The organism is Psychrobacter sp. NG27 (assembly GCF_016106655.1).
GTDB lineage: Bacteria > Pseudomonadota > Gammaproteobacteria > Pseudomonadales > Moraxellaceae > Psychrobacter.
This window is the reverse complement of sequence record NZ_JADGIN010000003.1, coordinates 181,406-198,779: the sequence shown is the minus strand read 5'-3', so window position 1 is coordinate 198,779 and position 17,374 is coordinate 181,406. Positions and strand designations below refer to the sequence as shown.

16 protein-coding genes and 1 pseudogene are annotated in these 17,374 nt (G+C 43.0%); 3 read left to right on the top strand and 14 right to left on the bottom strand.

Annotated elements, in window-relative coordinates:
• Nucleotides 1-210: 210 nt before the first annotated feature.
• Complete coding sequence (locus tag IP485_RS06900) at nt 211-1,170, bottom strand: D-Ala-D-Ala carboxypeptidase family metallohydrolase (RefSeq protein ID WP_198326610.1); 960 nt, start codon at nt 1,168-1,170, stop codon at nt 211-213.
• Between the two features lie 300 nt (nt 1,171-1,470).
• Here IP485_RS06900 and rodA point away from each other — a divergent pair, with 300 nt between their 5' ends.
• A complete protein-coding gene (gene rodA / locus IP485_RS06895) occupies nt 1,471-2,613 on the top strand; it encodes a rod shape-determining protein RodA (protein WP_194364262.1) in 1,143 nt (380 codons plus the stop codon).
• Between the two features lie 1,129 nt (nt 2,614-3,742).
• Nucleotides 3,743-4,084 (top strand): annotated as a pseudogene (locus IP485_RS13975) (septal ring lytic transglycosylase RlpA family protein); the annotation flags it as partial.
• Between the two features lie 311 nt (nt 4,085-4,395).
• Here the strand turns inward: IP485_RS13975 and radA are convergent.
• From radA to IP485_RS06835, 11 genes are all read right to left on the bottom strand, one after another.
• Nucleotides 4,396-5,835 (bottom strand): DNA repair protein RadA, encoded by a 1,440-nt coding sequence (gene radA / locus IP485_RS06885; RefSeq protein WP_198326609.1) that lies wholly within the window; start codon nt 5,833-5,835, stop codon nt 4,396-4,398.
• A 221-nt stretch (nt 5,836-6,056) separates the two neighbouring features.
• On the bottom strand, nt 6,057-6,836 hold the full coding sequence (gene lptB, locus IP485_RS06880) for an LPS export ABC transporter ATP-binding protein (protein WP_197177765.1): 780 nt from the start codon (nt 6,834-6,836) through the stop codon (nt 6,057-6,059).
• Between the two features lie 74 nt (nt 6,837-6,910).
• Entirely contained in the window at nt 6,911-7,489 is a 579-nt protein-coding gene (gene lptA, locus IP485_RS06875; protein ID WP_198326608.1) for a lipopolysaccharide transport periplasmic protein LptA, read from the bottom strand.
• Between the two features lie 106 nt (nt 7,490-7,595).
• Nucleotides 7,596-8,180, bottom strand: a complete 585-nt coding sequence (lptC, locus tag IP485_RS06870; RefSeq protein ID WP_198326607.1) for an LPS export ABC transporter periplasmic protein LptC — start codon at nt 8,178-8,180, stop codon at nt 7,596-7,598.
• Nucleotides 8,181-8,191: 11 nt separating this feature from the next.
• Complete coding sequence (locus tag IP485_RS06865) at nt 8,192-8,743, bottom strand: KdsC family phosphatase (protein WP_194364256.1); 552 nt, start codon at nt 8,741-8,743, stop codon at nt 8,192-8,194.
• 120 nt (nt 8,744-8,863) lie between these two features.
• Nucleotides 8,864-9,856: a KpsF/GutQ family sugar-phosphate isomerase gene (locus tag IP485_RS06860; RefSeq protein WP_194364255.1), complete on the bottom strand. Its 993-nt coding sequence runs from the start codon at nt 9,854-9,856 to the stop codon at nt 8,864-8,866.
• Nucleotides 9,857-10,103: 247 nt separating this feature from the next.
• Nucleotides 10,104-10,646, bottom strand: coding sequence for an RNA chaperone Hfq (gene hfq, locus IP485_RS06855; RefSeq protein WP_198326606.1), 543 nt, complete (start codon nt 10,644-10,646; stop codon nt 10,104-10,106).
• Nucleotides 10,647-11,072: 426 nt separating this feature from the next.
• Entirely contained in the window at nt 11,073-12,230 is a 1,158-nt protein-coding gene (gene miaA / locus IP485_RS06850) for a tRNA (adenosine(37)-N6)-dimethylallyltransferase MiaA (protein WP_198326605.1), read from the bottom strand.
• A gap of 158 nt (nt 12,231-12,388) precedes the next feature.
• Nucleotides 12,389-14,164, bottom strand: a complete 1,776-nt coding sequence (gene mutL, locus IP485_RS06845; RefSeq protein WP_198326604.1) for a DNA mismatch repair endonuclease MutL — start codon at nt 14,162-14,164, stop codon at nt 12,389-12,391.
• A 50-nt stretch (nt 14,165-14,214) separates the two neighbouring features.
• Entirely contained in the window at nt 14,215-14,760 is a 546-nt protein-coding gene (gene tsaE, locus IP485_RS06840) for a tRNA (adenosine(37)-N6)-threonylcarbamoyltransferase complex ATPase subunit type 1 TsaE (RefSeq protein ID WP_198326603.1), read from the bottom strand.
• Entirely contained in the window at nt 14,760-15,380 is a 621-nt protein-coding gene (locus tag IP485_RS06835; protein ID WP_198326602.1) for a 6-pyruvoyl trahydropterin synthase family protein, read from the bottom strand. Before IP485_RS06835 ends, tsaE begins: the two co-directional genes overlap by 1 nt.
• 428 nt (nt 15,381-15,808) lie before the next feature.
• Here IP485_RS06835 and IP485_RS13870 point away from each other — a divergent pair, with 428 nt between their 5' ends.
• Nucleotides 15,809-15,931 (top strand): hypothetical protein, encoded by a 123-nt coding sequence (locus IP485_RS13870; protein ID WP_265087577.1) that lies wholly within the window; start codon nt 15,809-15,811, stop codon nt 15,929-15,931.
• Between the two features lie 271 nt (nt 15,932-16,202).
• On the opposite strand, the gene IP485_RS06830 is transcribed toward IP485_RS13870, so the two are convergent.
• Nucleotides 16,203-16,535, bottom strand: a complete 333-nt coding sequence (locus tag IP485_RS06830; RefSeq protein WP_198326601.1) for a YnfA family protein — start codon at nt 16,533-16,535, stop codon at nt 16,203-16,205.
• A 3-nt stretch (nt 16,536-16,538) separates the two neighbouring features.
• Nucleotides 16,539-17,366, bottom strand: coding sequence for a PhzF family phenazine biosynthesis protein (locus tag IP485_RS06825; protein ID WP_198326600.1), 828 nt, complete (start codon nt 17,364-17,366; stop codon nt 16,539-16,541).
• Nucleotides 17,367-17,374: the final 8 nt, after the last annotated feature.

Sequence of the window (17,374 nt, the reverse complement as noted above, 5' to 3'; positions counted from 1 at the left end):
AATGTTATCAGCTTAATTTTCATCAGATCATTTTCATTTACCAAGTATCTACTCGCTTGCTAAGCCACTGCCTACTTGCTACTCCGATTGATTGACGATAGTCGGTTCAATATAATTTAAATACAAGGAAGCCGGGTGAAAGTACTATAGATAGTAGACTAAGCAAGACTGACACCATATCTAATTCATAGAGGATTGACGATATTCGGTTTAGTAGCGGCAAGAAGAGCTGCTACTGGCATGATTAAAACCCCATTTACGATAGCCGTCCGTGTCTAGATGAATGGCACCCGTCGCATATAGACCTAGGCCAAAATTATAAGGCTGTCCTTGATATTGCCAAAATTGACATAGACCGTCTTGCATCGTGCTCAGACGCCATGAGTTGTCTTCGTACTCTGGCACCCAAATATCTATCGCACTTGCATTCATATGTTTACTACTATCAGCGCCGCCTGCACACTGATTGAGTCCAGGACTGCGATATACTGAGCGTATCTCACTGCTCAGTGGCAAAATTCCTTGGTTTTTGAGTTCGCTATACAAGCGTAAAGTGGGTACAACATTCTGCCACAGCTCTTGCGGTGGTAACTGATAGGGCTCGTAACCACACTTATCCCAACTGCGAGCCGTGCTCAATAATTGCTCCAGCGGTGGTACGTTCTGTGCCCCAATTCGTGATCCGAGATAACGCTGATATTCCGCTACTTGCTGAGCACGGTAGCTATTACTGTTCAACCATGCGGTAAAGTTCATATCCATAGCATCGTTCTGAGTATAGTTATAGGTATTATTTGGCGTACTGTAGCTGCGATTATTACTATAGACCGTATTATAAGTAGGTGCTCGTCTCACGACGTTAACACGCTTATTCTCTTCGATAGACAAACGAGCATCGATCTCAAAATCGCGCTGTTTTTGTACAATTAAGCTTTGCATACTGTCGCCACTACTAGCATTTGTGTCGCTCAGTGTAGTAGCCGCAGAGCGTAGATTTGAGGAGTTACTGGGTGAGCTAATATAAGCATTACTGCCTTGACGTATTTGAATACGGCGTTCAGTATGGTCACTGACGAGATCAGCATGAGCAGAGATACTGCTCGCGCACACAACGAATGTGATAATAGGCTGAGTGATGTACCTACGGGCATGGATTTTTGACTTTATCATTGCAAGAGACTACCGCTAAAAACGTTTTATCGATACTATCAAATTTTTATCAAGCAGGCTAAACTATCGCCTATAATCAGAGGCCTAATATTCGTAATTAACACTTATCCTCATTATGGTTATAATCATGTGACTTTATTACCTGAGCGTGAACCATCTGCTTATTTTATTGTCTATGCACTTTTATTTGACTCATTGTAGCCTTCTAATTTCTGATGGTATTTGCATGACAACGCTCATTGATACCGCATTTTCAGATCGCGCGCTTCTCTTACACCAACTGCCAGCCAAACTCTGCCTATGTCATCTAACCCGCAATACCGTTTTTCACGCCAAAGCCATCACTTAGGCCAAGGTCATGCGCCAACACTTTGGCAACGTATCCATATTGATCCATGGTTGACCCTACTCCTGCTGACCGTTTGTTGCATTGGTTTGACCATTTTATACAGTGCCGCTAGTCAAGATATTGGCATGGTCATACGTCAGATGGTCAGCTATGGTGTGGCATTTGTTGTTATGTTTATCATGGCACAGATACCGCCAAGCCTTTATCGTAGCTTTACGCCCATATTTTATGTGCTAGGACTTATCCTGTTAATATTGGTCGACATCATTGGTGAAGTGCGTATGGGCGCTCAGCGCTGGATCAACTTACCTGGATTCGGTAGCGTCCAGCCTTCAGAATTTATGAAGCTTGGTATGCCAATGATGTGTGCTTGGTTTTTGTCAAAACGTGATTTGCCGCCATCAGCCTCTAGTATCGCGATCACTTTGGCATTGATTGTCGTACCCGTATTATTGATTGCCAAAGAACCAGATCTTGGTACTTCATTACTGGTTGCTGCGAGCGGCATGTTCGTCTTATTTTTGGCAGGACTGTCTTGGCGTTTGATTTCTGCTGCTGTCATTTTAGCAATACCTTTTGTCGCCTTTGCATGGAATTTTTTATTGCATGATTATCAGCGCACACGTGTTCTTACCCTACTCAACCCCGAGGCTGATATACAAGGTGCTGGGTGGAATATCATTCAGTCAAAAACGGCCATTGGATCAGGCGGATTAACGGGTAAAGGGTATTTGGAAGGCACACAGTCACATCTTCATTTTTTACCAGAAGGTCATACCGATTTTATCATTGCCGCTTTTTCCGAAGAGTTCGGTCTATTTGGCGTGATGCTTCTCATGTTTATTTATTCTTGTCTGCTGACACGTGCATTATATATTGCGATCACGCATCCTGATATTTATAGCAGATTATTGGCAGGCGCAATTTCTATGTCTTTCTTCGTTTACATCTTTGTCAATGTTGGGATGGTTGGTGGTATTTTGCCTGTGGTTGGTGTTCCATTACCGTTCATTAGCTATGGTGGTACTGCTATCGTGACGCTCATGGCAGGGTTTGGTTTGCTCATGTCTATTCACACCCATAAATCGGGCTGACCCTATATTAGGGCACATTATAAAGCCACCCTGAGCAAGAACTTTGCTCCAATATTGTTCCTTATGTGCCCTAAAATAGCCTGTGAAAATTCTGAGTCAGAATAGAATTTGAACCACATTCATCTCATTCATATCTTGTTACTTTTAACAAATACTACATAATCTGCCTTACGCATCACTCTCATTGTAGTCACAAAGCTGACATAAGTAATTGTTATTTAATTGCTTATGTCTTAATTTTATCGAAGATAAACTACTTATCCTCTAGTGATTGTCAATCCTAGCTGAAATATTTTATTCCTTGTTTTTTACAAAAAATTGCGTTAACCTCTTTTAACTGTACATTGATACACAACCCGTACACAGTCACTAATAAACTTTGCACTTAATTATATTTTGGTTGTAGCTTGGCCGTATAGTTAGCATCTTGTAGATTTCACGCTTTCAAATTCACTACTTAATTAACGGTTTAATAACAAAGCATTACTTTAGACGATTAATTACATAGTGTAGATAGCGGGTTTATTGAATACTTGATAAATACAACATATTCAGTAAATCGTACAGTGACACTGGTACTCGATTTTTATTCTAAAGCAAAATATTAGATGAATGTCGCTAACGATCATTTGAGGGTATCACCAGTAATTTTGGCCGTTATGCCTATTGCTTGTGATAATAAAATGAACACTATCATAGATTGAAACCTATAGAGACCTTTGTATTAATCCCCAAAAAAATAAAAGATTAATATAAATGCTCTAAAGTCTGCGCCACTACTGGATTGATCCAATATTGTCACATTCTATCTGAAGTTTTAGCATTAGGTTTTGATGTATAAGTTATAGAGGTATTTATGAATAAGCGTTTATCTGGTTTACTTACAATGTCAGCAGTTTTGTTTGCTGGCTCTGCAGTTGTTACAAATGCAAACGCTGTAGAAGCAAAAACCTCCCTTGCGATCATGTCGCAAGACAACGCTTCCCATATCGACCGTGTACTGGGTGAGCTTAGCCGTCAACATGACGGTGCATCTAGCTTGGTTAAATCAGCTCGTCAACCGACATCTCTTGCACTTAATAGCTCTTTGCTCGCTAGTGATACCTCACAAGTGAGTAATGATGAAGATGTATTAGAACGCCTAACAGCAGTCGCTTCTAATTCAGTGAGCAAGTTTAAGCAGACAGGTCTTGCCTCTTGGTATGGTCGTAAATTCCATGGTCGTAAAACAGCCAGTGGTGAAACATTTGATATGAACGGTTTGACAGCAGCGCATCGCTCACTACCGTTGAACTGCTATGTAAAAGTAACCAATAAGACCAATGGTAAGAGTGTCGTGGTAAAAGTAAATGATCGTGGTCCATTCCATGGCAACCGCGTATTAGACTTATCTTATGGTGCTGCCAAACGTCTAGGCATCACAAGCAAAGGTGTTGGCAACGTCGCGATTGAGCGTGTCTCAGGACCTTAATCCTACACTTAAGTAAGATATCAATACTCAGAGCGCCACCTCGCTAGAGTAAAACAAATATGACACCATAAAAAGCGCCTAACTCACTTGTAGTTAGGCGCTTTTTTGTGGCTGAATTTTATGCTTCTCAGTAGAACCATATTTATTATGCGCTAAAGAATCAGTACAGAATCAAACATTCAATTTAAAAACAATACAGTGCTTCTGGGATGAATTTTACGAAGTCTCTGGAGTGCGAAGCGCACAGCAAGAGAGTAAAATTTATCCTAGCAGAACGCTATTTCTAACGTACCTCTTTTAAACTGAATCAACTATAGCTCAAACGCACTTTCAATCGCCTCATCAAGACGCTCGACCGCGATTACATTGATTCCCTTAAACTGAGGTGCATTCTTAGCAGGCGCATTGGCCTTTGGAATAATCGCATGTTTAAACCCATGCTTCATTGCTTCTTTTAGGCGCTCTTGACCATTAGGTACTGGGCGAATTTCACCAGATAAACCCACTTCACCAAACACAGCCAATGATGAGGGCAATGCTCGCTCCTTAATACTTGACGCGCACGCCAATAGCACGGCCAAGTCAGATCCAGTTTCTATGACTTTGACACCGCCCACCACATTGACATAGACGTCCTGCCCACTGGTATGAATACCGCCATGACGGTGCATGACTGCCAATAGCATCGACAAGCGCTGAAAGTCGAGGCCCAATGCCATACGTCTGGGCGAGCCTTGAGAGTCATCAACCAAAGCCTGCACTTCGACCAATAAGGGACGCGTCCCTTCACGGCTGACCATCACCACAGATCCTGCAACAGGCTTATCATAGCGACTCAAAAATATCGCTGATGGATTGGCAACTTCCTTTAGACCCATATCGGTCATGCCAAAAATACCCAACTCATTGACTGCCCCAAAGCGGTTTTTTACTGCACGAATCATTCGAAATTTAGAGTCTGACTGACCTTCAAAATACAGTACCGTGTCAACCATATGCTCAAGCACGCGGGGCCCTGCTAAGGTACCTTCTTTGGTCACATGACCGACCAAGAACAGAGCGGTTCCCGTTTGCTTTGCGTAACGTGTCAAAATCGCTGCCGATTCTCTAATCTGGCTGACACCGCCCGGTGCAGAATTGATAGCGTCAGTGTAGATAGTTTGAATAGAGTCAATAATGGCAATGGCTGGCTGCTCTTGAGTCAATGCCGCACAGATGGTTTCCACATTGGTCTCAGCCAGCACCCTGAGCCTATCAGCAGGCAAATCTAAGCGCTTAGCTCGCATCGCCACCTGTGCAAGCGATTCCTCACCAGTTACATACAGAGCACTCCCTGCCAGCGAGTCTGCCCGTGCCATGTTAGTCGCTGTCTGCAATAGAATAGTCGATTTACCGATACCCGGGTCACCACCGATCAGTACCACAGACCCGGCCACTAAACCGCCGCCAAGCACTCGGTCAAATTCACCAATCCCTGTTGGCAAGCGCGTATCCAATCCTATGCTGACCGCATTGAGCGGCATAACCGCACTATGTGTACCTGCATAGTTGCCAGCTGGCGCGCCGCCTGATGCACGAGGTGCTGCTCGATTTGCGGCGGGCTTAGAAGCGGCTTTGTTATGATGCGGCATACTGACGTTGGGGGCTTCGACCAAACTGTTCCATTCACCGCAATCTGTACACTGCCCTGCCCATTTACCAAAATGCGCGCCGCAATGCTGACAGACATAACTGCTTTTATTTTTTGCCATGACTTATGAGCCTTATTCAGATGATCAGTCGAGAATAATGAATAGAATATGATTATTTTTATGAGAGCGAATGTAAGAGTACTGATTACGATCAATCAGCCATTAGTATGACAGGCTATTTTTTAAAGAAAGGAGTATATTCGGACTGGCTTTATGCGTTTATCGCAAGACTAAAGCCAGTCAGTATATATATGAGAAAAATTTAACAGTATTTTTTAATACTATACTTGGAAATCTTTACCCAAATAGACGGATTTCACCAAATCATTTTCCAAGACTTCAGATGAGGTGCCTTCAGCAATGATAGCGCCTTCTGAGACGATATAGGCTTTTTCACAGATAGCCAAAGTGTCACGAACATTATGGTCAGTGATTAACACCCCAATACCGCGGTTTTTTAGCGTCAAGATAACATCTTTGATATCGCCAACAGAGATGGGATCAACCCCAGCAAAAGGCTCATCTAACAATATAAATTTAGGGTCGGCTGCTAACGCACGTGCGATTTCACAGCGACGACGCTCACCGCCCGAGACACTCATACCAAGTGAGCGGCGTACATGTTCTAAATGGAACTCACCGATCAATTTTTCAAGCTCTTGCTGCTGTTCAGCTTTGCTCAATTCTGTACGGGTCTGCAAAATCGCTAAAATATTATCTTCGATAGACAACTTACGAAAAATCGATGCTTCTTGCGGTAAATACCCGATACCTGCACGAGCGCGCTCATGCATGGCATATTTGGACAAGTCCATTTTTCCTAGCGTGACACGGCCTTTGTCCATATTGACTAGACCAACTACCATATAAAAACTGGTCGTCTTACCCGCACCATTAGGGCCTAGCAATCCAACGACTTGCCCTTGGTCAACAGAGAACGAAACGTCTTTGACTACCCAACGCTTACCATAGCGCTTGCCCAAATTTTGCATTGTCAGTCGAGCGACAGGCGCTGTGTTAGCACTTGACACCAATGGATCTATATTTTGATTATCGCTCATAACTTACTCTTACTTTCACAAAATTCAAGCGCTATTGAAAAAACACACGCCTCTACTATAGATTGATGGCTAGATTAGCGCACACCACTCTGGCTGTTGCTGTTACTAGGCGGGAATACCAGCTCTACTCGCTGGTTACCACCAGCAGTGGCTTCTACATCACCTGCTTTTAGGCTATAGCGAATCACATTACCTGCAAAGCTTGCACCATTTTGAACCAGCTTGGCATTTCCTGTTAAAGTAATGATGCCAGATACTGCATTGTAATCGATTTTATTGGCTTGGCCTTTTGCTAAGCCTTTTTCTTGAGTCACGATTTGCTGCATGGTAGCTGGACGACCTGTCGCTACAGCAGAATTGATACTACGCTGCTGCGATAGATTGACCGTGATATTGTCGGCCGTCATTTTGAAGGTACCCTGAGTAATAACAACACCACCTGAGTAACTTGTGATACCTGTACGCTCGCTGTAAGTGGCCTTGTCCGCTAGCAATTTTATTTGCTGATTGGCATCTGACGGTAATGCATGACTATACAATGGCAATGCGATTAGCAGACCCACTGGCAAAGCACGTAATGTAGATAAGCTCGGTGCGGCTTGACCCAAACGTACTGCTAATGAGCGCAAAGTAGGCAAAAATTTAGGTTTCATATAAATGACTCGTTTCATAATTGGTAATAGGATTTGCAAACTTCATGCTAATGGTGGTTATGTCATATAACAGATAAAAGAGATCTTGGTTAATCCTAGTTTTTGGTTAAAACAATGCTTTGTCTTGACGATCAGCAGGCATAAAATCGACGGCAACTTGACCAAACTCATACTCTCCTGTCTCAAGATTGGCAGTCATGCTAGAGGCTTCGAACCGATTCATCCCTTGCTCAATCTTCACAGGTGCTTCACTATATACTTTACCTGACTTTGTATTGCCTTTCAGAGCGCTACCAGTCACTTTTATTGGTTCCACATCAGGCTTGTCTTTATTGCCTTCACTGACGAGCGTAAAACCTCCCGACAAACTGAGCTCTCCTGTCTCCTGACTGATAGCAGCACTACCGGCCTGAATACGGTAGCGCTGTTCTGGTGAAGGCTCCCAATTCATAGTAATGCCTGACATTTCATCCTCATTGGTCTCAGGATTGTGCGTCAAAGAATCCGCCGTTAGCTCATACTCAGTTTCGCCTTGATCGTTTGTTTGAACGGCTTTTATGTCCGTGGCCTCATAATCAACATCAGTGCTTTCAATGTTGACTGGCGGTGTCACGTCTCCTTGCTGCTGAAAGAACCAACCAGCAAGCCCTGCAATGATTAATGCGAGTACAATTAAAACACGTGTGTTCACGATAGTTTATCCTAGTTTGGGGTCTCATCCAGTGTATAGTGCGAGATAAAGTCTTGATATTCTCCGTGACCTTTTAAGATAAGGTCACATACCTCACGTACCGCGCCAGTGCCACCTGCACGAGTGGTCACCATATGGCTACGCTTGATCACTTCTGCATGAGCATTAGGCACTGTGGCCGCAAATCCCACTGTTTGCATCGCTTTAATATCTGGTAAATCGTCACCCATATACGCACAATCAGCAGCGCTAATATTGAGCGCCGGATCAAGAGAGGATAATAGCTCATTCAATGCGACAAGCTTATCATCACGTCCTTGTACTACATAGTTAACACCCATCTCGAGGGCACGTTTATCTACCATAGCACTGCTACGACCAGTAATAATCGCGGTCAAAATACCATAACGAGCCAGTGATTTGACACCCACGCCATCATGTACGGAAAATGCTTTGGTCTCAATACCGTTGGCATCATAAATAATTTGACCATTGGATAAAATACCATCGACATCCATAACCAATAGCTTTACTTGTCCTGCTTTTTTTATCAAATCTTGCATGAGTTATCTCTTATTATAGGCTGGTAGTCTGAGTGGTATCTGCTCGTAATCTATCATTCAATCATTAATAATACTCTAACGGTTAGAGCGTATTGAACATTTAGCAATCTCAAGCAGACGCTATTTTACGCCAGCTTGTAGCAAATCATGAACCGTAATAATGGCTTCTAGACGATCTTCATTATCAATAATCAATAGCTGACTGATACCATTTTCATTCATCACACTTAGCGCATCTGAGGCGCGCATAGTTTTACTGATACTGCGTGGATTTCTGACCATGACCTCACCCATCGTTGTCTGGAGATCGATCCCTTTTTCTAAGCCACGGCGCAAATCACCATCGGTAAACACGCCAACCACTTTATCAGTATCGTCGGTCACTACCGTCATACCTAGGCGCCCAGCAGACATGGTAAACAAAGCTTGTTGCAGGGGCGCTTGCTGATGAATTAAAGGCAGATCATCTGATTGGGTGTGCATGAGATCTTCGACACGAGTAAGTAGCTGACGCCCTAATGCACCGGCCGGATGTGAGAGTGCAAAGTCTTCAGAGGTGAAGTTGCGTGCATGCACAAGCGCAACTGCCAACGCATCGCCAAGTGCCAAAGTCGCCGTCGTGCTTGACGTGGGTGCAAGATTGAGCGGGCAAGCTTCTTGTGACTGACCAAGCGTCAACACGATATCTGCGGCCCGTGGCAACATGCCACGCTTATCACGACTGATACTGATCAGTGGAATTTGCAGATGCTTGACCACTGGTAACAGCATCTTAATCTCATCCGACTCACCAGAGTTTGAGATAGCAAGTAGTACGTCGCCTTTCACTAGCATACCCAAATCGCCATGCCCAGCCTCACCTGGATGCATGAAGAAAGCTGGCGTACCAGTCGATGCAAAAGTCGCTGCTATCTTGCGTCCGATTAATCCTGATTTACCCATACCAGTGACGACCACTCGACCCTTACAAGCCAAAATAATATCGCAGGCCTGCGCAAACCGATCATCTATCTGCTCGGTCAGCAATGCCAATGCAGATATTTCAGTATTAATGGCCTCTATAGCGGTGGTAATAAATTGCTCATGGGTTAGGTTATTTTTAGTATCACTCATGAATGTGCTCTATTTTTATAATGAATCCAGTATTTTACTATACTATGCTTCATATTATTTTATATTGTTTCATATAAACAACCATCTACAGCCATGCTTTCTACTGCCATATTTTGATCGCTGTTCGATACGCTTATTGCTGACAATATATATGAATCTATACAAAAAAAACCCACTGTATCAGTAGGTCTTAATCAAATATATCAATGCTATCATCTTAGACAATACAGTTGCCACATGCCATTATCTAGTTGTCACCGTCATTAGACCCATCATTCGGCTTAGCTTCGAAACCTGCTCCATCTGCTGGCATATCAAAACCGCGATCTTGACCGAAACCACCACGCTCAAAACCACGATCTTGACCTTGGCCAAAGCTACCACGTTCAAACCCGCGATCTTGACGCTCTTGACCTTGGCTAAAGCCGCCGCGATTGAAGCCACTACGATTAGAGGCAAAACCACGTTCTTCAAACCCGCCAGCAGCTGCTGGGTTGCCACCACGTTCAAAACCGCCACCTTGGTAACCAGTTGGCGGAGTGCTTTGAGATTGAGGCGTACTGCCAGTCGCTGTTGTGCTACTACGTGGATTACGAGCTGGCACTACAGTTGAGATGGCATGTTTGTAAACCATTTGACTAACGGTATTTTTGAGAAGTACCACATACTGATCAAATGATTCAATTTGGCCTTGTAGTTTAATACCATTGACCAAGAAAATAGAGACAGGAATGCGATCTTTGCGCAGCGAGTTCAAGAACGGATCTTGTAAAGTTTGTCCTTTCGACATGAAATCTCTCCTAAATATTATATAATTATGTTTTAAGTGCCAATTATTTTACGTGTTAATTTAATTATAATGGCTAAAAGGTAGATACAATAATATGTTTTATTTATAAAACGTATCTAAACGGATATTCGCTGATGTTAAGTGATTCCACTTTATCGCGAATACATTATTATTGTAAATAATTAAGTAACTACTTGTTTCATTGATTGTTATTTAACAAAATAAATCAATACTTGTTGAGAAAATCACTATATCAATGTCTATCTATTCTATATAGATACTCTCTTGCAGTATTAAGCCTACTATTTCAGCAGTTTTAAATTATAGCAGTTATCTATGCGATATTTTGAAACTAATTGTGATTACTGTTTTCAGACCTTCTATAGGTATCTACAAAGCACTTATGACAGAAATTTTTATGACACTTTACGACAGATAATCTCTGGCCTGTTGCATCGTGGTAAAGGTTTTAATCGTCAGATTTGCCGTGTCATTATCAATATGTTCAGATCCAGCAATGCTATCTGTTGATACGCTAGGAAGCTGCACAACTTTGCGTAGCCAAGTATACTGGCGCTTTGCCAGCTGTCTTGTAGCATATAATGCCTTATTTTGCATTTGCTGACAAGCAAGCGCCTTGGTCTCATTATCAGGCACCGCTGATCGTTGAAAGTCACTGATTGGGTTTTCTCGCTCATCACTTGCATCTTGACTCACTGCAAAAGCATCGTAAAACTGTGCTTTATCTAAATGCGACAGCTCAAATACGGGGTGCGCAATATGCACAAGATATTCTAATACCTGACGGTAGCCGACACAGCGCATAGACGCCAAGTTAGGGGTCAATGGATATTGCTCAAGCAGCTCAATTACCTCAGTAACCAGCCCTTCATGCCACATCATATCTAAACGTTGCTCGATACGCTGATGCAGCCACGGACGATCCGGCATGACTGCCAATGCATGCCATTGCTGATTTGGATTGTGTGCCAGCGCCTGCTTTGGCTGACGCTGCCAGTCACTTATCGGTATGTCTGTTTGCAGATACACTTCAACGGCTCGCGTGATACGCTGAGTATCTGTCGCATTCAAACGCTGATGGCTAACTGGATCAACGCTACCCAAATAATCATACAAGGCATTGATGCCTTTATCTTGTCGCCACTGCTCTACGCGCGCGCGTACGCTATCATCACTATCAGGCACAGGCGATAGTCCATCAAGCAGCGCCATGTAATACATCATGGTCCCACCGACTAACAATGGAATTTTCCCGTTTTGATGACACTCATCAATCAGGCGCGCCACATCATTGACAAACTCAGCCACGCTATAGCTTTGCATGGGATCAATGATATCGACCAGATGGTGCGGATAACGTGACAATTCTGCTGCTGTTGGTTTGGCGGTACCTATATTCATATCACGATATACCAGTGCTGAATCTACCGAAATCAGCTCATAGCGCCCTGTATCATATAGCTCATATACCAGTGCTGTTTTTCCGCTGGCCGTGGGTGCCATCAAGCACACCACACTATTATCTGTTAGCTTATGAGATAAACCCTCAGACGACTGTCCCATAGGATTGCCTTTAATCATTGTTTATAAAAAGTGACTATAGTTGATTCAGTTTAAAAGAGATACAAGGCAACCGAGTGCAGATGTATATGGGATACTTCAAGTGAGGTTAACGCCATAGCTCTTTTATAGAGGATTGATTATAACCTTTAAAGTATAGGTTAGTTTATAAAGGGTTCGGACGTAGATGAGAGCATTGACATCACCAAACGCTCACTATCTATTACTTTGATGGCATGTTTTGTCAGCAATGCTGTCATATCTGTAGTAAAAACCACCGAGTCTTGGTCAGACATCTGGGTATTGACCATGATAAGTTGCTGATTAATTTCGTTGGCACTATTTGGGGCTTGGGCTTTACCTAGCACGTCACGACCAAAAACCTGTGATTCAAAAAGTTGGCCTACCTTTTTATACCAGTCATTTTCAGCAATTAGTATGCACTGCCCCTGATGATAAAACAGTAGCCAAGGCAGCATTTTATCATTGAGATTTTGATCAATCACAACGCCCATTGTATTAGCATTTAAACTGCTGATAACATCTAAGCATATAGGTAAGGATGTCGTGGCTTTAGGCGCGTTATTTAGAACAAGAGTATTTAGAAGCGTGCTTTTATCATCCAAAATCTCTTCAACACCAGAGGTTATTGACTGTTGGAATGAGGATTTTCCTGAAAATGGCTTACTTGAAGCTGTTTGATAGGACTGACTAGGCGCTTGTACTTGCTGATTTTGTCTTGAACGGTCTATAGCCAAGGGTTTTGATAGATGCGTGTCAGACAGCGTGCTTACAGAACCATCCTCTTTTGATGTGTCTAAAATGTCGGAGCTAGTCACTTTTACTGTATTTGCATTGAGCATTTTTAACTGTGAACGAATCGAATGATTTAAGTGCGCCATGACATTGTTTAGCGGACTGATCTTGATGCGCTGTTTGGATGGATGTACATTGATGTTCAACCACTGCGTTGGTAAATCGAAATAAAGGGCGTAACCCATCCCTGCTAGCTGTGCACCCTGTGCCAGTTGACGCAGTTGATTACTAATTAAGAGCTCTTTCACGAGCCTACCATTGACATAAATCAGTCTTGGTAGTGCCGTTTGCTCATCGTGCATGGGCCATAACCAACCGCTAATCGCTGCTTGCCTAATAACACTGTCATTATCATACTCTATAGACTGCTGTATCAGACTCGATAAATCTATGGAGATCTCCAATGCACTGTCCGTTAATGGTATTCCAGTGGCTTGTTCTAGACGCGGCAATGGCAAACGGTTGACAGTATCATGACTATTACTTGTAGTGCTGGCAGATAATGACAAGCGTTTTTTATTATCATGAAACAGCGTAAGGGCAACATCAGCTCGTGCAAGCGCCACATCACGAACGATGGCTTCGATATGACCGAACTCAGTGGCGATAGACTTCAAATTACCACGGCGTGCTGGCACATTGAAATATAGGTCTTTCACCATAATCGTGGTGCCACGACCATGCACCACTGGTGTCAGTTTTGGTGTGTCATCCAATACGCCAGCAACCTGTAACTGACGACCCACACCGCTATCATCATGACTACTGGTCAGGGTCAGACGGGAGACCGCTGCCATCGCGGCCAATGCTTCACCGCGAAAACCCAACGTCGTGATGCCATGTAAATTGGCAACATCAGCGACTTTACTGGTCGCATGACGGGTAATTGCCATGACCATATCATCAGGATAAATTCCCATACCATCATCGATCACTTCGATCATGCCCATGCCGCCTTGGGTGATGCGCACTTCAATATTGGTCGCGCCAGCATCGATCGCATTTTCGAGCAGCTCCTTGACCACGGCTGCTGGACGTGTCACGACCTCACCTGCTGCTAATTGATTAATAAGCAGCGGCGATAGTTTTTTGATACGGGTATGGGCGTGATTATCTGGCATGAATGACTGTCATATTTTTAGCTGGTTTGGAAGTTAGTAGTTGACCCTATTCAGAGGGTGAGGCTTGATAAATCTATACCTTGTGCTTGTCCTGCTGTCGATAGTCGCAGCACCACTTGACGAGATTCATTACTTGTACCACTGGTCTCTGCATCATCGAGCTCATTTTGCGTCATATCGATGAATAATGTAGGCAAGGGTAAATAGCCATCTGCGCGACTGGCCCATTCGATGATGACCAGTGCATTAGGCTCGTCTAGATACTCATCAAAGCCGATGAAAGATAACTCTTCTGGATCTTGGAGACGATATAAATCTGCATGATAGACTGGTTTAATCAAACCGTCATTTTGCTCGATACTATAGGGCTCGACCAAAGTATACGTCGGGCTTTTTACCGCGCCTGTGTGACCTAATGCTTGCAGCCAGTAGCGTGTCAATGTGGTCTTTCCTGCACCCAAGTCACCTGCTAGCCAGACGCTGCCTGTAAGTGGCAATGTCGCTAATTGCTCAGCCAATGATTGAGTGTCTTGCTCAGAGTTTAATATCAGAGTCTTTAGGTATTTGCCATTTTCTATAGATTGATCATCACACATCAGACTGAACCTGCTTGTACTTGCTCTGTCTGTACCTGCATGGTTACAGTCGGGTTGGTAAAGCTCTCACCGCGGATTAGCTTGGCGTATAGATCCGAGTCACTCCATTCAGCACTAACTTGTTCGCTAAATTCAAAGTCTTCTAAAACCAGCTTGCCCATTTGATCGTTTGCGACATCTTCAGCGAAACACTGCGCGTAACCTGTTGCTGTCTCATGGGCAATCACTGAGTAAACACTGACATCAGCTTCACCGTTTTGCATTTGTGTCTGACGCAGTATCTCTTGTGCCCAAAAGAATATCACTCGCGAAAATTGCTCGGCTGATGGTGACACTGGCAAACTTATCCAGCGGGCACTGAATTTCTTACAAGCTGCAACGTACTCTGGATCATCTTTGTTCCAAAAACAAATGGCGTGATCGAAGCTATCAATGATGTCTTTGATAGAGGATTTTAGCAAACCAAAATCATAGACCATTTGTCCATGGTCTAAACGATTGGCCTCTAAAATCAGCTCAATCTGGTAGCTGTGACCATGAATGGAGTGCTTGCAGCGCTCAGAGCTACAGTTACGAACGATGTGAGCATTTTCAAATTTAAATAGTTTACGAATACGCATAATAATTTGACCAAAACAGTGAGCAGCATAGTGCTAGATGTGAATAAGTAAGAGTTTGCCGCATTTATTAATCGGTTTATCATTCATTATAGCAAATCGTCAGGTATCCGTAAGTAAGCACTTATTAATACAATGATTGATTGAACGAATCTATTGCTCCTTCATCGCTACGTCCATTTATATAAGCCACATTATTTTGATAAAAAAATCACTTAGCCCAAACCACTTAACCAGAATCACTTATTCATACGACTTAACCAACAACCTAGACGATTAAATCGTAGGTAAATTGTGCGAGTGCTATCTATTATTAATGCTTAAGCCTATACTCAATTCAGTAAACGACTATGTTAGTCGTAACCATATCTCCTCAAGCCAGCTCAGTTTGGCTTAGAGAATCATATGCGTTGTCTAAAGAGGAAACCATCATGAGTAAAGGTCAAGACAGTAAAAAGAATGTCAAAAAGAAGCCACTTTTGACTGCGAAAGAGAAAAAAGCCGCCAAACAATCAAAGAAAGATGGCAACAGCAGTATTTTAGGTAATCACTAATATTTTACGTATATAAATATTAAGTAAATAGCTATTAGGTCAATAAATATTAATCTTATAGAACGGCTCATCATTAGATTTGATGAGCCGTTTTTTTGACTAGGACGTGTCCTCATTTTAAAAATGGTGATAAAAATGAGATAAATTGCAGTCAAACAAGGAAAATAGCGCAGATAATATCGAGATATTAGTCAGCTATTTGACGCCATTTGGCAAGATTTAGCCATTTTTAACCCATTTAGATGACTATTGATTGAATTGAGGACACGCCTTAGCCACTGCGCGGTGCAAACATGATAATCACCATGCCTAGTAGCGCAACTACTGAACCTACTATATCCCAGACGGTTGGGCGAATACCATTGACCGTCCACAACCATAAAATCGCCATACAAATATAGACGCCGCCGTAGGCTGCATAGACTCTACCTGCAGCAGTCGGATGTAGTGACAATAACCAGACAAACGCTGCTAAGCTAAGTGCACCCGGAATCAGCAACCAAATCGACTTACCTTCTCGCAGCCATAAATAAGGCAAATAACACCCTGCAATCTCAGCCAATGCTGTCAGCGCAAAAAGGCCAACCGTCTTTAATTCTGTCAAAACTTACGACTCCTCAATCATGATAAACCCAGTCAGATACTGTATAGCATGGCCAGAGATATATACCCTATCGCCTGTTACTACACAATCGAGTATCCCACCGCGACTAGAGGCTTGGTAAGCAAGCAATTCATTTTTCTCCAAACGCTCAGCCCATAATGGTGCTAAACCTGTATGCGCAGACCCTGTCACTGGGTCTTCATCACCACCATTTGCTGGCCAAAAGTACCTCGATATAAAATCGTAATTATGATAGTTTTCTGACTTTGCCTGACAAGTCACAGCCACATCATAAGGTGCTAGCTGCTTTAAGGCGTCATTATCACGTTCTACTGTTAAGACGTCAGCTTCAGAATTATAAATCACAAAATACGCTTGAGCATTGCGATAAACTTCAACAGGCGTAATAGAGAGACCCGCCAATAAATCATCAGGAATATCAATCACCTTTTCAGGCTTTCTGTTTGGAAAATCCATTTGTATTTTGCCAGAGTCCATCTGCACAACGGTTAGCACCCCCACCGCTTTGGCTGAGAGTTTAATCGATTTGAAAGTCGGATTTTTCTTAAACAACACAAAGGCCGAAGCCAAGGTAGCATGCCCGCAAAATGCAATCTCAGTGAAAGGCGAAAACCAGCGAATATGATACTTGTTTTTATCTTCATCAGTCTTATCTAAAACTAAAAATGCCGTCTCGGATAGATTGTTCTCCATCGCGATAGATTGCATCAGCGCATCGGACAACCAACTGTCTGTGATAATAACCGCGGCTGAATTGCCCTTAAAAACGTGATCAGTAAAAGCATCGATGACATTCATTTCTATTTGCATTTTATATT

What these genes read in the sequence shown, in the direction of transcription:
- IP485_RS06900 (WP_198326610.1), bottom strand. Translation starts at nt 1,170, where the DNA reads ATGATAAAGTCAAAAATCCATGCCCGTAGGTACATCACTCAGCCTATT.
- rodA (WP_194364262.1), top strand. Translation starts at nt 1,471, where the DNA reads ATGTCATCTAACCCGCAATACCGTTTTTCACGCCAAAGCCATCACTTA.
- radA (WP_198326609.1), bottom strand. Translation starts at nt 5,835, where the DNA reads ATGGCAAAAAATAAAAGCAGTTATGTCTGTCAGCATTGCGGCGCGCAT.
- lptB (WP_197177765.1), bottom strand. Translation starts at nt 6,836, where the DNA reads ATGAGCGATAATCAAAATATAGATCCATTGGTGTCAAGTGCTAACACA.
- lptA (WP_198326608.1), bottom strand. Translation starts at nt 7,489, where the DNA reads ATGAAACCTAAATTTTTGCCTACTTTGCGCTCATTAGCAGTACGTTTG.
- IP485_RS06865 (WP_194364256.1), bottom strand. Translation starts at nt 8,743, where the DNA reads ATGCAAGATTTGATAAAAAAAGCAGGACAAGTAAAGCTATTGGTTATG.
- IP485_RS06860 (WP_194364255.1), bottom strand. Translation starts at nt 9,856, where the DNA reads ATGAGTGATACTAAAAATAACCTAACCCATGAGCAATTTATTACCACC.
- hfq (WP_198326606.1), bottom strand. Translation starts at nt 10,646, where the DNA reads ATGTCGAAAGGACAAACTTTACAAGATCCGTTCTTGAACTCGCTGCGC.
- miaA (WP_198326605.1), bottom strand. Translation starts at nt 12,230, where the DNA reads ATGGGACAGTCGTCTGAGGGTTTATCTCATAAGCTAACAGATAATAGT.
- mutL (WP_198326604.1), bottom strand. Translation starts at nt 14,164, where the DNA reads ATGCCAGATAATCACGCCCATACCCGTATCAAAAAACTATCGCCGCTG.
- tsaE (WP_198326603.1), bottom strand. Translation starts at nt 14,760, where the DNA reads ATGTGTGATGATCAATCTATAGAAAATGGCAAATACCTAAAGACTCTG.
- IP485_RS06835 (WP_198326602.1), bottom strand. Translation starts at nt 15,380, where the DNA reads ATGCGTATTCGTAAACTATTTAAATTTGAAAATGCTCACATCGTTCGT.
- IP485_RS13870 (WP_265087577.1), top strand. Translation starts at nt 15,809, where the DNA reads ATGAGTAAAGGTCAAGACAGTAAAAAGAATGTCAAAAAGAAGCCACTT.
- IP485_RS06825 (WP_198326600.1), bottom strand. Translation starts at nt 17,366, where the DNA reads ATGCAAATAGAAATGAATGTCATCGATGCTTTTACTGATCACGTTTTT.